Origin of the sequence: Pandoraea sp. LA3, assembly GCF_022696215.1 — a bacterium.
Lineage (GTDB): Bacteria > Pseudomonadota > Gammaproteobacteria > Burkholderiales > Burkholderiaceae > Pandoraea > Pandoraea capi.
Genome location: NZ_PTPY01000037.1, coordinates 41465 through 55564, shown reverse-complemented (window position 1 = coordinate 55564; position 14100 = coordinate 41465). Strand labels below are relative to the sequence as shown.

Annotated in this window: 15 protein-coding genes and 1 tRNA gene; 9 read left to right on the top strand and 7 right to left on the bottom strand. The window is 62.7% G+C overall.

What is annotated here, in order from left to right; genetic code table 11:
- Window positions 1-93: 93 nt before the first annotated feature.
- Window positions 94-1299 carry an HlyC/CorC family transporter gene (locus tag C5N93_RS22455; RefSeq protein ID WP_242560976.1) on the bottom strand — a complete coding sequence of 402 codons (1206 nt, stop codon included), beginning with the start codon at window positions 1297-1299 and terminating at the stop codon, window positions 94-96.
- Between C5N93_RS22455 and C5N93_RS22450 the strand changes: the two genes are divergently transcribed.
- Entirely contained in the window at window positions 1298-1468 is a 171-nt protein-coding gene (locus C5N93_RS22450) for a hypothetical protein (protein ID WP_242560975.1), read from the top strand. The genes C5N93_RS22455 and C5N93_RS22450 overlap by 2 nt on opposite strands.
- A gap of 181 nt (window positions 1469-1649) precedes the next feature.
- Here C5N93_RS22450 and C5N93_RS22445 read toward each other — a convergent pair.
- Both C5N93_RS22445 and C5N93_RS22440 read right to left on the bottom strand, forming a co-directional pair.
- Window positions 1650-1726, bottom strand: a tRNA-Pro gene (locus C5N93_RS22445).
- Between the two features lie 19 nt (window positions 1727-1745).
- The gene (locus C5N93_RS22440; protein WP_240493455.1) at window positions 1746-2675 is read right to left on the bottom strand and encodes a polyprenyl synthetase family protein; all 930 of its coding nucleotides are present in this window, start codon (window positions 2673-2675) and stop codon (window positions 1746-1748) included.
- A 327-nt stretch (window positions 2676-3002) separates the two neighbouring features.
- Here C5N93_RS22440 and rplU point away from each other — a divergent pair, with 327 nt between their 5' ends.
- From rplU to proB, 4 genes are all read left to right on the top strand, one after another.
- Window positions 3003-3314: a 50S ribosomal protein L21 gene (gene rplU, locus C5N93_RS22435; protein ID WP_010803930.1), complete on the top strand. Its 312-nt coding sequence runs from the start codon at window positions 3003-3005 to the stop codon at window positions 3312-3314.
- A 28-nt stretch (window positions 3315-3342) separates the two neighbouring features.
- A complete protein-coding gene (rpmA, locus tag C5N93_RS22430) occupies window positions 3343-3603 on the top strand; it encodes a 50S ribosomal protein L27 (protein ID WP_017234735.1) in 261 nt (86 codons plus the stop codon).
- Between the two features lie 151 nt (window positions 3604-3754).
- The gene (cgtA, locus tag C5N93_RS22425; RefSeq protein ID WP_242560974.1) at window positions 3755-4885 is read left to right on the top strand and encodes an Obg family GTPase CgtA; all 1131 of its coding nucleotides are present in this window, start codon (window positions 3755-3757) and stop codon (window positions 4883-4885) included.
- Between the two features lie 173 nt (window positions 4886-5058).
- Window positions 5059-6192, top strand: coding sequence for a glutamate 5-kinase (gene proB / locus C5N93_RS22420; protein WP_069340958.1), 1134 nt, complete (start codon window positions 5059-5061; stop codon window positions 6190-6192).
- Window positions 6193-6333: 141 nt separating this feature from the next.
- Here proB and C5N93_RS22415 read toward each other — a convergent pair whose 3' ends face one another.
- Window positions 6334-6909 carry a CNP1-like family protein gene (locus C5N93_RS22415; RefSeq protein WP_242560973.1) on the bottom strand — a complete coding sequence of 192 codons (576 nt, stop codon included), beginning with the start codon at window positions 6907-6909 and terminating at the stop codon, window positions 6334-6336.
- A gap of 85 nt (window positions 6910-6994) precedes the next feature.
- On the bottom strand, window positions 6995-7702 hold the full coding sequence (locus tag C5N93_RS22410; RefSeq protein WP_242560972.1) for an RNA pyrophosphohydrolase: 708 nt from the start codon (window positions 7700-7702) through the stop codon (window positions 6995-6997).
- 238 nt (window positions 7703-7940) lie between these two features.
- On the opposite strand from C5N93_RS22410, the gene C5N93_RS22405 reads away from it, so the two are divergent.
- Window positions 7941-9680, top strand: coding sequence for a proline--tRNA ligase (locus C5N93_RS22405; protein ID WP_242560971.1), 1740 nt, complete (start codon window positions 7941-7943; stop codon window positions 9678-9680).
- A gap of 185 nt (window positions 9681-9865) precedes the next feature.
- Here C5N93_RS22405 and C5N93_RS22400 read toward each other — a convergent pair whose 3' ends face one another.
- Both C5N93_RS22400 and ffh read right to left on the bottom strand, forming a co-directional pair.
- Window positions 9866-10414 carry a hypoxanthine-guanine phosphoribosyltransferase gene (locus C5N93_RS22400; RefSeq protein ID WP_069340960.1) on the bottom strand — a complete coding sequence of 183 codons (549 nt, stop codon included), beginning with the start codon at window positions 10412-10414 and terminating at the stop codon, window positions 9866-9868.
- 59 nt (window positions 10415-10473) lie between these two features.
- Window positions 10474-11838: a signal recognition particle protein gene (ffh, locus tag C5N93_RS22395; RefSeq protein WP_069340961.1), complete on the bottom strand. Its 1365-nt coding sequence runs from the start codon at window positions 11836-11838 to the stop codon at window positions 10474-10476.
- Window positions 11839-11949: 111 nt separating this feature from the next.
- On the opposite strand from ffh, the gene ccsA reads away from it, so the two are divergent.
- From ccsA to C5N93_RS22380, 3 genes are all read left to right on the top strand, one after another.
- The gene (ccsA, locus tag C5N93_RS22390) at window positions 11950-12834 is read left to right on the top strand and encodes a cytochrome c biogenesis protein CcsA (protein WP_242560970.1); all 885 of its coding nucleotides are present in this window, start codon (window positions 11950-11952) and stop codon (window positions 12832-12834) included.
- Window positions 12835-12840: 6 nt separating this feature from the next.
- Window positions 12841-13152, top strand: a complete 312-nt coding sequence (locus C5N93_RS22385; protein WP_242560969.1) for a PP0621 family protein — start codon at window positions 12841-12843, stop codon at window positions 13150-13152.
- A 228-nt stretch (window positions 13153-13380) separates the two neighbouring features.
- Window positions 13381-13893 carry a DUF1269 domain-containing protein gene (locus tag C5N93_RS22380; protein ID WP_242560992.1) on the top strand — a complete coding sequence of 171 codons (513 nt, stop codon included), beginning with the start codon at window positions 13381-13383 and terminating at the stop codon, window positions 13891-13893.
- Window positions 13894-14100 lie beyond the last annotated feature (207 nt).

Below are 14100 nucleotides of genomic sequence, written 5' to 3'. Positions count from 1 at the left end.
CGGTATCGCTCAATCGGAATAACCCGAAAAATGGAGGGGTGTGACCGGCAGTGATCGAGAACGACGTCGTCGATTCACTGCGATCGCAAATCGTCAGTCGTGATGGGCGGCGCGCGGCCCCGGTTTGAACAACCGAACCGTTTTGATCGCCTGGTTGTCGATCTGAACGATCTCCATACGCAGGCCTTCGATTTCAAGGCTGACGGCCGCTTCCGGAATCTCGCGCAGCACTTCGAGAATGAGGCCATTAAGTGTCTTCGGCCCATCGGTCGGCAGATGCAATCCGAGCCGGCGGTTCAGGTCTCGCAGACCGACGCCGCCGCCAACCAGACACTCGCCGTCGGACGTCCAGCCCGAGCGGCTGCCACCGGTGCCTGGCACGCTCGTCGTGAACTCGCCAATGAGTTCCTCGATGATGTCCTCGGTCGTTACCAGCCCTTCGACTTCGCCGTACTCGTTGACGACCAGCCCCACGCGGCGCTGATTCTCCTGGAAGTACTGCAACTGACGCAGCGCAGGCGTGTCGCTCGGAATGAAGTACGGATCGACGAGCAGCGCACGCAACGTATCGACGGAAAGATCGTCCGGATGACGCAGCGCGGACAACGTACGACGCACCGGCAAGATGCCGATGATGCGATCGATGTCGCCGTCATACACCGGCAACTTGTTGTGATAGCAGGTCTCAAGTTGCGTGAGGATGGTGTCGAGCGGGGCCGAGATGTCGAGCGCTTCGATGCGCGCGCGCGGCACCATCACGTCGTCGACGGCGATGTTCTCGAGATCGAGCAGGTTGAGCAGCACGCTACGCGGCTTGGTCGGCATGTAGTTGCCGGCTTCGAGCACGATGGTGCGCAACTCTTCGGTCGTCAGCCGGGCCTCGCTCGCCGCGCGACGCGTATCGATGCGCAGCACGCGCAGCATCCCGCGCACGAATGTATTGAGTACCCACACGAGCGGCGTCGCCGCGACGACGATGGGTTTGAGCGGCGTGCTGACCGACAGGGCGATGCGTTCCGGATACGTTGCGCCGACAATCTTCGGGCCGATCTCCGCGAAGATGATGATGAGCAGCGCAATCATCGCGGTGGCGACGGAGAGCGTGACGGCGTCGTTGCCGAAGTAGCGCACCGCGATCGACGTGGTGAGTACCGGCACGACGGTATTGATGACGTTATTGCCGACGAGAATCGTCGAGAGCAGATCTTCTGTGCGAGAGAGCAGGCCTTGCGTCGATCGGGCGCCGGAGACGTTCATGCGCACCAGATGCTTCAGGCGATGGCGGTTGAGCGCCATCATGCTCGTCTCCGAGATGGAAAAGAATCCCGAGCAGATGATCAGGAAGGCGACGGCGCAAATCTGCGCCCATAAGGGCAAGGCGTCCAAGCTTTTCGGTGCGCGAAGCGCGGCGGTGGCAATGAGTCGCCACTATAGCAGAGGGGATGTGGGGGCCCGTTTCGATGCCTGACTCGATGCGTGATCGACGTAAGGGCATCGTGGCGGATGGTGCAGGATGACCGTAATGGGCCGGAGTCCCAAGCGTTGAGTGCGAGGCGAGGGAATTTGGCGGCAGAAATAGCGGCAGAAATAAAAAAACCGACGGACATGTCCGTCGGTTTTTTTGCTTTGCATATGAGCAAAGTAAATCCTGGTCGGGGTGAGAGGATTCGAACCTCCGGCCTCTACGTCCCGAACGTAGCGCTCTACCAGGCTAAGCTACACCCCGCTTCGATACTGCCACTTCGCTAAGTGCGTCGCGCTATCGAGTAAGAACATAATTCTAGCAGGCTATTTTTGTAATGGGAAGAGGGGAGTGCAGAAATTATTTGAGCGGCTGCATCTGCTTCTTCTTTCGCGCGTGCCAGCGTGTAGTCGAGTGCGCCTGTGCGCGTGATTGCTGCGAGGATCGGTTCGAACTTGTCGGTGCCGCCATTCTCGATCGCTTCGCGCACGAGGGCACGTTCGGCTTCGGTGCCGTGCTGAAGCACGTGAATCAGCGGCAGCGTCGGCTTGCCTTCGCGCAGATCATCACCGGCGTTCTTGCCCATGGCATCGGTGTCGCCGGCATAGTCCAGCCAGTCGTCCATCAACTGGAAGGCTGTGCCCAGACGCCCACCATATTCACGAACGGCAGCTTCGGTCTGTGCATCCGCATTCGCGAGCACGGCGGCGAGTTGCGTCGCCGCTTCGAACAGCGTGGCCGTCTTGTATTTGATCACTTGCAGGTAACGTGCCTCGTCCACATCGGGATCGTGCATGTTCAGCAGTTGCAGCACCTCGCCTTCGGCGATCACGTTGGTGGCGCGCGCCAGAATCTGCATCACGCGCATGTTGTCCACGCTCACCATCATTTCGAAGGAGCGCGAATACAGAAAGTCGCCGACCAGGACCGACGCCGCGTTACCGAACAGCGCATTGGCCGTCTGCTTGCCGCGACGCAGATCGGATTCGTCGACCACATCGTCGTGCAGCAGCGTTGAGGTGTGGATGAATTCGATGACTGCGGCCAGCTCGAAGCGCGCTGGCGAGCTCACGCCCAGCGCGCCGGACACCAGCAACAGCAATGCCGGGCGTAGCCGTTTGCCGCCCGAATTGATGATGTACTCCGAGATCTGATTGATCAGGACCACCTCGGAGGCCAGCCGGTGGCGGATAAGCTGGTCGACGGCACGCATGTCGTCGGCGATGGCGGCCAGTACATTCTGGGAAGAAGTCGAAGCAGTCAAGACAAGGCTCGGGTGAGGAAAAATTCGCCCCAAATTATATAGTGGGTGCGGCCACTTTCGGGCACCAGAGCCGCGGAATGACTGGCGTCACGGAAGTCTTTGACGCAAAAGGAGAAAGTCTGTATAATTCCCCGTTTTCGTGCGCGCATTCGTTGCGCTGGGTCCGAAAATACTTCGGTATGACGGCCCGCAGCGGTGCGATCGGCCGGTAAGTCGTGTCCTTTCGGGACCCTCGGTCTGCACGGAAATTCTCTTGTTTATGAGTGAGGTTCAACAATGTACGCGGTCATAAAAACCGGCGGTAAGCAATATAAGGTTGCTGCTGGCGAAAAGCTCAAAGTAGAACAGATACCGGCTGACATTGGCGCTGAAATCACCATCGACCAGGTTCTCGCCGTTGGCGAGGGCGAATCGATTAAGTTCGGTGCGCCGTTGGTCAGTGGGGCTTCCGTCAAGGCTACCGTTATCGCCCAGGGTCGTCACCCCAAGGTGAAGATTTTCAAGATGCGCCGTCGCAAGCACTACCAAAAGCGTCAAGGCCATCGCCAAAACTACACCGAGCTGCGCATCGACAGCATCAACGGCTAATCGATCGAGCTAGGTAAGGAGTTAAGTCATGGCACACAAAAAAGCAGGCGGATCGTCCCGTAACGGCCGCGATTCCGAGTCGAAGCGCCTCGGCGTGAAGGTGTACGGCGGTCAGGCAATCCTGGCTGGCGGCATCATCGTTCGCCAACGCGGTACTCGTATGCATGCTGGCGAAAACGTCGGCATCGGTAAGGACCACACGCTGTTTGCACTGGCCGACGGCCACGTGCAATTCGCCATCAAGGGCGCAGCGAAGAAGCAAGTGGTTAGCGTGGTGCCGGCAGCGTAAGCTAAGCCTTTTGCCACCAAAAGGCTCCGCTCTCATGCGGAGCCTTTTTTGTTTGTCCCGCCAGTGTGCAGCGCATCCGTCGCGCCCGGCGTGGGGCAGTGAACAGTATTCTGGATCGTCTGCGGACGGTCGTTAAGCGGGGCGGACCCACATGAAATTCATTGACGCAGCACGAATCGAGGTGATCGCCGGGGACGGCGGCAACGGCTCGGCATCGATGCGCCGTGAGAAATTCGTGCCGTTCGGCGGACCGGACGGCGGCGACGGCGGTCGCGGCGGCAGCGTGCTCGCCGTGGCGGATCGCAACATCAACACCCTGATCGACTACCGATATTCGAAAAAGCATCTGGCGAAGGACGGTGAGCGCGGTCGCGGTTCGGATTGCTACGGCAAGGGCGGTGACGATATCACCCTGCGTATGCCGGTCGGCACCATCATCTCCGATATGGACACTGGCGAGACCATCGCCGATCTGACCGAACACGGCCAGGAAGTTGTCCTCGCGCAAGGGGGGGCGGGCGGTCTGGGTAACATCCATTTCAAGTCGAGCACGAACCGCGCACCCCGTCAGACGACGCCGGGCAAGCCCGGTGAGCGCCGTATGCTCCAGCTCGAGCTGAAAGTGCTCGCGGACGTCGGCCTGCTCGGCATGCCCAATGCGGGCAAATCGACGTTCATCTCTTCGGTGTCGAACGCGCGTCCGAAGATTGCGGATTATCCGTTCACGACGCTACACCCCAATCTGGGGGTCGTGCGTACTGCGCCGGGCCGTAGCTTCGTGATCGCTGACATTCCCGGCCTGATCGAAGGCGCTGCCGAAGGGGCGGGCCTCGGTCACCAGTTCCTGCGTCACTTGCAGCGTACCGGCCTGTTGCTGCACATCGTGGATATCGCACCGTTCGACGAGGGCGTTGATCCGGTGGCGGATGCCAAGGCCATCGTTCTCGAGCTACAGAAATACGACGAAACGTTGTTCCAGAAGCCGCGCTGGCTGGTGCTCAACAAAGTCGACATGCTGCCGGAAGAAGAACGTGCCGAGCGTGTGGCGGACTTCAAGAAGCGCTATGGCTGGGAGGGTCCGACGTTCGAAATCTCCGCATTGACCGGCGAAGGCTGCGAGAAGCTGTGCCTGGAAGTGCAGGAGTATTTGTATCAGCAACGTGGCGCCGTCGAAGAAGCGATTGAAGACGCGGCTGCCGACCCGCGTTTCCGCGCGGGTAGTGCTGCCCCTGCTGCTGCCGAAGCACCACAAACCCCAACGGACGACGCGCCAAAGGCGTAAACTCCGTATCACTCAAACGCTGGCACCGTCGCGCCATGGACAACGTCCATCGCGCAGGCGCCAGCGATCCGGCCGCAGCGGCCAACTGAGCGACGACCGGCGCCCCGCGCCATCCATGTCTTCCTCGCCCGCAGCAGCCCCGTCTTCCCAATACCTCCGGAGAGTTCAGGTCCATGCGTTCGGTCATCGCCGATGCCAAGCGGCTCGTGGTGAAAGTGGGCTCCAGTCTCGTGACCAACGACGGTCGCGGGCTGGATGATGTCGCCATTGCGCGTTGGGCGCAGCAGATCGCTGCGCTGCGGCACGGGGGCGACGGACGACCACCAAAGCAGGTAGTGCTCGTGAGTTCGGGCGCGATTGCCGAGGGAATGCAGCGTCTGGGTTGGGCGCGCCGTCCGAAGGCCATCGACGAACTGCAGGCCGCTGCCGCCGTGGGGCAGATGGGACTCGCACAGGTGTACGAAACCCGTTTCGCCGAGCACGGCGTACGTACGGCGCAGATTCTGCTCACACATGCCGATCTGGCCGATCGCGAACGCTATCTGAATGCCCGCACGACGTTGCTTACGCTGCTGCGTCTGGGCGTGGTGCCGATCATCAACGAGAACGACACGGTCGTGACCGACGAAATCAAGTTCGGCGACAACGACACGCTCGGCGCGCTCGTCACGAACCTGATCGACGGCGATGCGCTGGTCATCCTCACCGATCAGTCGGGGCTCTACACCGCCGATCCGCGCAAGCATCCCGACGCCGAGTTCGTTCACGAGGCCGAGGCGGGAGACGAGCGTCTCGAAGCCATGGCTGGCGGCGCCGGCACCAACATCGGCCGGGGCGGCATGCTCACCAAGATTCTCGCGGCCAAGCGCGCAGCGACGAGTGGTGCGCATACCGTAATCGCGTCGGGGCGGGAAGCCGACGTGCTCGTGCGTCTGGCCGGCGGCGAAGCCATCGGCACGCAACTGGTGGCGCGCACGGCCGTGCTGACGGCGCGCAAGCAGTGGATGGCCGACCATCTGCAAGTGCGCGGTCGTGTCGTGATCGACGCGGGCGCGTGCAAGAAGTTGATGGAAGAGGGCAAGAGCCTGCTGCCGATCGGCGTCATCGACGTGGAGGGCACCTTCGCGCGTGGCGAGGTCATCGCCTGTGTCGACGAGGCGGGTCATGAGGTCGCGCGCGGCCTGTCGAATTACAGCGCGTCCGAGACGCGACTCATTCGCCGCCACCCAAGCAGCGATATCGAGCAGGTGCTGGGGTTTGCGAACGAGCCGGAGCTGATCCATCGCGACAACCTGATTCTGCGCTGAGACCGATACAGCCTCCTGGCAGAGGCGGGACAGCCAGAGACAAAAAACGCCGGCACGTGATTCGTGACCGGCGTTTTTTTCATCGCGAAGGTCGCAGCGGCATCAGCGTTTTCACGCTGGCGCGGCCTGCTCTGCAAGGCATCAACGATAGGCGGCAGGCGTCGTCGGATAGCGCAGGTTCTGCACGATGTCCTTGGCTGTGCCGTACGGTGTCTTGTCCTGGCAGAGGAAGTCGCGGAACAGGATGCCCTGATAGGCGGTCGCGCCATACGGGCGGATCGGGCGCCATTCGCTGTTGCGCGCCGGGGCCCAGGTGCCGTCAGGACGGCCGGTGGCGTACAGACGTGATTCGAACGACGAGCAGTGGATGCCTTCGTACGACACGTTGCGTGCCCCTTCCTTGCTGCGGATGACGGCGACGTAGCGGACCACGCCGTCGTCGCGGGTGACCTCGACGGACTTCGCGTCGATGGCGTAATCGAGGGTGGCGTTGGGCAGCGTGGGGAAGCTGATCAGGTCGGCATCCTTCGGCGCTTCGGTCGGGAGCTTGTATTCCGCTTCCTTCCACTTGCCCTTGGCGGCCTCTTGTTGCGCCATGTATTCGTCAAAGTCCTGAACGGGCTGCGACGTGCTGCTGCAAGCGGCGATCAGCGCGAGGGCGGCCAGGGAAACGAGCGTGACCAGGCGCGGGGCGCGGCGGGCAAAGGAAGGACGCATGGGAATGGGGTCGAGGAATCAAAAAAAAGCGGGCGCGGGCATCATGCCCGCGTCCGGTGTTGTGACAGGCCGGCGGCCGTCCGGTTCAGTGCTCCCGGCGGTGGTGACGGTCGGGATGGTTCGCCGTATCCGCCGTATCTGCGGTATCCGTCGTGCCTGCGCCGTCCGCACCATCGGATATCGCAGACGCGTCGCCGCAGTCACCGCTGCCGAAGCCGCCTTCCTGCTCATGCAACGCATCCGTGGCGCCCGGCGGCATTTCGCCCACACGTGCCCCGGCTCGCGGAAACCGGCGCCGGTCCTGCTGAGCGCGTGCGGCGGTGCGTCGCAGATAACGCGAGAGTTCGTTCAGCGCGAGCTGATACACCTCGCGCTTGAACTCGATCACCGCGTCGAGCGGCACCCAGTATTCGTTCCAGCGCCAGGCGTCGAACTCCGGATGATCGGTTGCACGCAAGCAGATATCGCAGTCGCGCCCGACCATGCGCAGCAGGAACCAGATCTGCTTCTGGCCCCGGTAATGTCCGCGCACTTCGCGTTTGATGAACTTGTCCGGCACCTCATAACGCAGCCAGTCGCGTGTGCGACCGATGATTTTGACGTGTTCTGGCTTTAGCCCGGTTTCCTCGTGCAATTCTCGGAACATGGCCTGTTCGGGCGTTTCGCCGTACTTGATGCCGCCTTGCGGGAACTGCCAGGAGTGCTCGCCCAGCCGCTTGCCCCAGAACACTTCATTGCGTGCGTTTAAGAGGATGATGCCGACGTTCGGGCGAAAGCCTTCACGGTCCAGCATACAACCACCCTTGAATCCTTTAAAATTGCTTCGATTATAAACAGATAATCACCGGCGCGGCGGCCGGCGGCGGCTCGGGTAACCGGGGCGGCGCGTACGGCCGGCGGGAGTCTCAGGGGCTGCGAAGACGTCACGCTACCGTCTCGGTACCATCTCGTTACGCGCCCCGGCCCTGCTTTGGCGCAGCCGACCGAACCGCCGCGTGCGCCGTTGACCCTAATTTTTCCCGGAAATCTGCATGAAAGCCTCTCGTTTCTTCATCGGCACCCTCAAGGAAGCCCCCGCCGACGCCGAAATCGTCAGCCACAAGCTGATGATGCGTGCCGGCATGATTCGCCGCGTCGCCGGCGGTATCTACGATTACCTGCCGATCGGCCTGCGCTCGATCCGCAAGGTCGAAGCCATCGTCCGTGAAGAAATGAACCGCGCGGGTGCGCTGGAGTTGCTCATGCCAGCCGTGCAGCCGGCGGAACTGTGGCAGGAGTCGGGTCGCTGGGTGAAGTACGGCCCGGAGCTGCTGCGTCTGAAGGATCGTCACGACCGCGAATTCGTCGTCGGGCCGACCCACGAGGAAGTGGTGACGGACATCGCACGCCGCGAGATCAAGAGCTATCGTCAACTGCCGGTGAACTTCTATCAGGTGCAGACGAAGTTCCGCGACGAGATCCGCCCGCGTTTCGGCGTGATGCGTGGCCGCGAATTCATCATGAAGGACGCCTACTCGTTCGACAAGGATCGCGCGGGTCTGGAAGTGTCCTATCAGAAGATGTTCGACGCCTATGTGCGCATCTTCACGCGCCTGGGTCTGGAGTTCCGCGCAGTCGTAGCCGATAACGGTTCCATCGGCGGCTCGGGCTCGCACGAGTTCCACGTGATCGCCGAGACCGGTGAAGACGCCATCGCTTACTGCCCGACGTCGGACTATGCCGCCAACGTCGAAATGGCCGAAGCGCTCGCCCCGCAAGGCGAGCGTGCCGCGCCTGCCGAGGCCATGACCAAGACCGCCACGCCGGGCAAGGCCAAGTGCGAAGCCGTCGCGGAACTGCTCTCGATTCCGCTCACGCGCACCGTCAAGTCGATCGTCCTCGCGACGGACGACGAGAAGGCCGGCACGACCGTCTGGCTGCTGTTGCTGCGCGGCGATCACGATCTGAACGAGATCAAGGCGAGCAAGGTGCCGGGTCTGGCCGAGATGCGTTTTGCCAGCGAAGCCGAGATCGTCGAATGGTTCGGCACGCCGCCGGGCTACCTCGGCCCGATCGGCACGAAGAAGCCGGTGAAGCTCGTGGTCGACCGCACCGTTGCGAAGATGAGCGACTTCGTCGTGGGCGCGAACGAGACGGACTTCCACATCACCGGCGTGAACTGGGGCCGCGATCTGCCGGAACCGGAAATCGTCTTCGACCTGCGCGACATCGTGCCGGGCGACGCGTCGCCGGACGGCAAGGGCGAGATCGCGCTGTGCCGCGGTATCGAAGTCGGCCACGTGTTCCAGCTGGGCACGAAGTACTCCGACGCCATGAACGCCACGTTCCTCGACGAAACGGGCAAACCGGCGCCGATGGAAATGGGCTGCTACGGCATTGGCATCACGCGCATTCTCGGCGCGGCCATCGAGCAGAACTTCGACGATCGCGGCATCATCTGGCCGGAAGCGATTGCCCCGTTCGAAGTGGTGCTGTGCCCGATGGGCTACGACCGCAGCGACGCGGTGCGTGCCGCCGCCGACAAGCTGTACGAAGATCTGGTGGCCGCCGGTATCGACGTGATTCTGGACGATCGTGGCGAGCGTCCGGGCGTGATGTTCGCCGACTGGGAACTGATCGGCGTGCCGCACCGCGTGGTGATCGGCGACCGTGGCCTGAAGGAAGGCAAGATCGAGTATCAGGGTCGTCGCGACACGGAAGCGCAGTTGCTCGACGCCGCGACCGTGGCAGAAGTTGTCACCGGTAAGGTGCGCGCCGCCAAGGCGATCTGAGTGGGACGTGCGCTGCCGGTCGATCCGGCCGGCGGTGCACGGAACGGAGACACCGTGCGTGTGACGGCCGCCGGGTAATCAAAGAAAAAGGACCTCGATGAGGTCCCTTTTTCATTGGGCGCGGGAGATGGCCCCCGGCGCCAATGCAGACATCCCGAAACGCTTGCCGGGATGCCGCGCCCCGATCAGCGAGCCGTCGTCAGCGCGCGGATCGCAGGCAGATTGCGCCAGTAACCCTTGGCGTCCATGCCGCAGCCGAAGACGTAGCGATCCGGCACGGTGAAGCCACAGAAATCCGGATGCGACGGCTTTTCCTTCGTCAGGATCTTCTCGCACAGCACGGCGCTGTAGAACTTCGACGCGCCCATCTCCAGAATCCGGTCGCGAATCGCAGCCATGGTGGCGCCTTCGTCCAGAATGTCGTCGAGCACGAGCACCACGCGGTCACGCACCGAATCGCGCGGCGCGACGCGCCACTGCATGGCACCACCGGTGGTGGTGTTGTTGTAGCGGGAGAGGTGGATGTAGTCGAATTCGAGCGGGAAATCGAGTCGCGGCAGGAGCATGCCGGTAAAGACGGCTGCGCCGCCCATGACCGACAGCACCATCGGAAACTCGTCGCCAATGGCTTCCTTGATGGCCTTGGCCATCGTGTCGACGGAGCGGTTGACCTCGTCGGCGGAGACGATTTCTTCGGAATTACGGAATACTTCGAGGGCTTCTTCGCGGTTCATATGGGGCGACCCTGTGGAACGGTGGTGCGGGGGATTCGCTAAATGCGGCCCGGAGTATATCAGCGCATGCCGGGCATCATGCCCTTCATGCTGCGCATCATCTTCATCATGCCACCGCCTTTGAGTTTCTTCATCATGGTGCGCATCTGGTCGTACTGATTGAGCATGCGGTTGACTTCCTGCACCTGAACGCCCGCACCGGCGGCAATGCGGCGTTTGCGGCTCGCCTTGATCAGCTCGGGCTTGGCGCGCTCGGCGGGCGTCATCGAGTTGATGATGCCTTCCATGCGGCGCACCTGCTTCTCGGCCTGATCCATGTTCGTCTGGCTGGCGGCAGCCTGGAACTGTGCCGGCAGCTTGTCCATGAGCGAGGACAGGCCGCCCATCTTCTTCATCTGGCCGATCTGCGCCTTGAAGTCGTTCAGATCGAAGTCGCCGCCTTTCTTGACCTTGTCGGCGAGCTTCTGTGCGGCCTGAACGTCGACACCGCGCTGTGCTTCCTCGACGAGCGCGAGAATGTCACCCATGCCGAGAATCCGGTTCGCCATGCGATCCGGGTGGAAGACTTCGAGGCCGTCGAGCTTTTCGCCGACACCCACGAACTTGATCGGCTTGCCGGTGATGTGACGCACCGACAGCGCGGCACCGCCACGCGAATCGCCGTCGAGCTTGGTGAGTACCACGCCGGTGAGCGGCAGGGCGTCGTTGAAGGCGCGGGCGGTGTTGACGGCGTCCTGACCCAGCATGGCGTCGACGACGAACAACGTTTCGATCGGTTTCAGCTCGGCGTGCAGGGCGCTGATTTCCTGCATCATCGCTTCGTCGATACCCAGACGGCCGGCCGTGTCGACGAGCAGCACTTCGTGGTGATGGCGACGCGCCCAGTCCACGGCGGCGCGGGCGATGTCGACCGGCTTCTGATCGGGTTGCGACGGGAAGAAGTCGGCGTCGACCTGCTTGGTCACCGTCTCCAGCTGGGCGATAGCGGCCGGGCGGTAGACGTCGGTGGAGACCGTGAGGACTTTCTTCTTCTGGGCGCGCAGCAGCTTGGCAAGCTTACCAACGGTGGTCGTCTTGCCGGCGCCTTGCAGACCGGCCATCAGGATGATGGCGGGCGGGGTGGTGGCCAGGTTGAGTTCGGCGGCGCGACCTTCGTAGTCGCCGCCCATGAGGGCCGTCAGTTCGCGCTGCACCACGCCGACGAGGGCCTGACCGGGCGAAAGGCTGGAAATGACTTCCTCACCGAGGGCCTTTTCCTTCACCTTGGCGATGAAATCGCGTACCACGGGCAGGGCGACGTCGGCCTCAAGCAGGGCGAGACGGACTTCGCGCAGCATTTCCTGCGTGTTGGCCTCGGTCAGCCGGGCTTCGCCGCGCAGCGTCTTGACGACTTTGGCCAGGCGCGTAGTGAGATTGTCGAGCATGAAACGTATCCTGTAAGACCTGAAGCGGCCTTGGTTGCCCGCCCATCGGCCGGGGACAGCGGATGGCAAGCACGGCAGCGCGCCCCTCATGGGCTGGTGTAAACTTCAAACATGACTATTTTACTGTATGCGCTGACCGCCATCCTCTACGCCGGGTTGGCGGTTTGTTCGTGGCAAGGTTACCGGCGCGACGCCGCGCTCGCTCTCGCGGGCGGCGCGGTCGCGCCTGCACCGGTCACGGGCACGCCCTCGCGCTGGCCGATGCAGCTTTCGCTGTTCGCCGCGCTGCTGCTGCACGGGGTGTTGCTGCATCAGACCATCTTCCGCGCGGACAGCATGCACTTCGGTTTTGCGTACATGCTCTCGGCCATGCTGTGGCTCTCGGTCGGCATCTACTGGATCGAAAGCTTCTTCTTCCCGCTCGACAGCCTGCGACTGATGGTCACACCCGTGGCCGCGGTTGCCTGCCTGTTACCGGCGATTTTCCCGGACGTGCGCATTCTCGGCTTTGCGGCGGATCCGACTTTCAAGGCGCACTTCATCATTGCGAACATGGCCTACGGGCTGTTCGCGCTGGCGGCGCTGCACGCGTTGCTGATGCTCTATGCCGAGCGTCAGCTGCATCCGTCGCGCAGCCATGATGCGAACGGCTGGCTGTCGCGCTGGCTCGAAACGCTGCCGCCGCTGCTCACGATGGAGAAGCTGCTATTCCGGTTGATCGGCGCAGGGTTCGTGCTGCTCACACTGACGCTCATCTCGGGCGTGATGTTCTCCGAGGCGCTCTTCGGGCGCGCGGTGCGCATCGATCACAAGACCGTGTTCGCGGTGGTGTCGTGGCTGATGTTCGGCGCGGTGCTGCTCGGACGGCATTTTTATGGGTGGCGCGGTAAGGTCGCGCTGCGTTGGGTTCTGGCGTCGTTCGTGGCGCTGTTGCTGGCGTATGTCGGTTCTCGCTTCGTGCTTGAGGTGGTGCTGCATCGCATGACGGAGACTTGAAGCGCGATGCGCAATATCCTGCTGTTACTGTTGCTCTTGATTGCCGGGACGTGGTGGATGCGCCACAACGAGCGCAAGCGCATGGAGCGCCCCGAACGGAATGAGCGCAACGAACGTGACGAGCGCATGCGCACGTCGCCCGGTGGCGCGGGCCGAACCACGGCCCGTCAGTCGTTGCCGCCAGCCGAGCGCATGGTGCGTTGCAGCGAGTGCGATACCTATCTTCCCGAGAGCGAATCGCTCGCCGGCCCCGGCGACAAGCACTTTTGCAGTGCCGCGCATCGCGACGCCCATCTCGCGCGCGAACACCGCGCCTGATCCCGGCTGCGCGGGCGCACCGCGCAGCGATACCGCTCAGGTGCGCCACCGCGCGCATCGCGGTCGTCTTCCGTTCCTTCTTGTCGTGTGCCGGCCGATGCCCAATCGGCCGCGTCGGCTTGCGCATGACTGTCGCATGCACTAAAACACAGTTACCTACCCCATCTAGAAGATCAACAACAAACAGGCGGCAAATCGGGGACGACGACAGGAGGGCGCAATATGCTAATGCGCAGACGGATGTATTTCCTTCTTCCCGATCTGGCGAGTGCGCAGCGCACGATGAGCGACTTGTTGCTCGCGCGGATCGAGGAGCGTCACATCCACTTCATGGCGCGTGACGAAATGGACCTGGAGGGACTGCACGAGGCTAACCTGCTACAGACTTCCGATATCGTGCACGGCGCCGAAGCCGGGCTCGTGATCGGTGGCTTCTGTGGTCTGGCAGTCGGTGCAGTCGCCGCGTTTTTCCCCATCGTGGGCACGCGTCCCCAGTGGGAACTGATGATCGTGACGGCGCCGCTCGGTGCGCTGTTCGGCGCCTGGGTGTCGAGCATGATCGGCGTGTCGGTGCCGAACTCGCGTCTCAAAGCGTTTCGTGAACCGCTGGAGCGGGGCATGATTCTGCTGATGGTGGATGTGCGCGAGAGCCGCGTCGACGAGATTCGCGAGATGCTCAAGGAGCATCATCCCGAGGCGCATATGGAAGGGGTCGAAGCTGCGATTCCGGCATTCCCCTGATCGGGTGCCATGCGATCGGAGGGACGTGACCGGTAGCGACAATGGAGGCCGTGGGGACAATGGGGTTAGCGCGGGAGACGCGTGTGCAGGGTTTTACCGGCCGGCAACGGCCATTGGCGCCGCACCTGTGAGCGGCGCGGGATGGTGTGCGTGTTCTGCGGGCAACGCAGGACGCGAGAGCGGCGCCATCCCCGGGCGTGGACACGC

Excerpts from the sequence above, each read along its gene's own strand:
- C5N93_RS22450 (WP_242560975.1), top strand. The coding sequence starts at position 1,298 with ATGCTCGTCTCCGAGATGGAAAAGAATCCCGAGCAGATGATCAGGAAG.
- C5N93_RS22455 (WP_242560976.1), bottom strand. The coding sequence starts at position 1,299 with ATGATGGCGCTCAACCGCCATCGCCTGAAGCATCTGGTGCGCATGAAC.
- C5N93_RS22440 (WP_240493455.1), bottom strand. The coding sequence starts at position 2,675 with ATGCGTGCCGTCGACCAGCTTATCCGCCACCGGCTGGCCTCCGAGGTG.
- rplU (WP_010803930.1), top strand. The coding sequence starts at position 3,003 with ATGTACGCGGTCATAAAAACCGGCGGTAAGCAATATAAGGTTGCTGCT.
- rpmA (WP_017234735.1), top strand. The coding sequence starts at position 3,343 with ATGGCACACAAAAAAGCAGGCGGATCGTCCCGTAACGGCCGCGATTCC.
- cgtA (WP_242560974.1), top strand. The coding sequence starts at position 3,755 with ATGAAATTCATTGACGCAGCACGAATCGAGGTGATCGCCGGGGACGGC.
- proB (WP_069340958.1), top strand. The coding sequence starts at position 5,059 with ATGCGTTCGGTCATCGCCGATGCCAAGCGGCTCGTGGTGAAAGTGGGC.
- C5N93_RS22415 (WP_242560973.1), bottom strand. The coding sequence starts at position 6,909 with ATGCGTCCTTCCTTTGCCCGCCGCGCCCCGCGCCTGGTCACGCTCGTT.
- C5N93_RS22410 (WP_242560972.1), bottom strand. The coding sequence starts at position 7,702 with ATGCTGGACCGTGAAGGCTTTCGCCCGAACGTCGGCATCATCCTCTTA.
- C5N93_RS22405 (WP_242560971.1), top strand. The coding sequence starts at position 7,941 with ATGAAAGCCTCTCGTTTCTTCATCGGCACCCTCAAGGAAGCCCCCGCC.
- C5N93_RS22400 (WP_069340960.1), bottom strand. The coding sequence starts at position 10,414 with ATGAACCGCGAAGAAGCCCTCGAAGTATTCCGTAATTCCGAAGAAATC.
- ffh (WP_069340961.1), bottom strand. The coding sequence starts at position 11,838 with ATGCTCGACAATCTCACTACGCGCCTGGCCAAAGTCGTCAAGACGCTG.
- ccsA (WP_242560970.1), top strand. The coding sequence starts at position 11,950 with ATGACTATTTTACTGTATGCGCTGACCGCCATCCTCTACGCCGGGTTG.
- C5N93_RS22385 (WP_242560969.1), top strand. The coding sequence starts at position 12,841 with ATGCGCAATATCCTGCTGTTACTGTTGCTCTTGATTGCCGGGACGTGG.
- C5N93_RS22380 (WP_242560992.1), top strand. The coding sequence starts at position 13,381 with ATGCGCAGACGGATGTATTTCCTTCTTCCCGATCTGGCGAGTGCGCAG.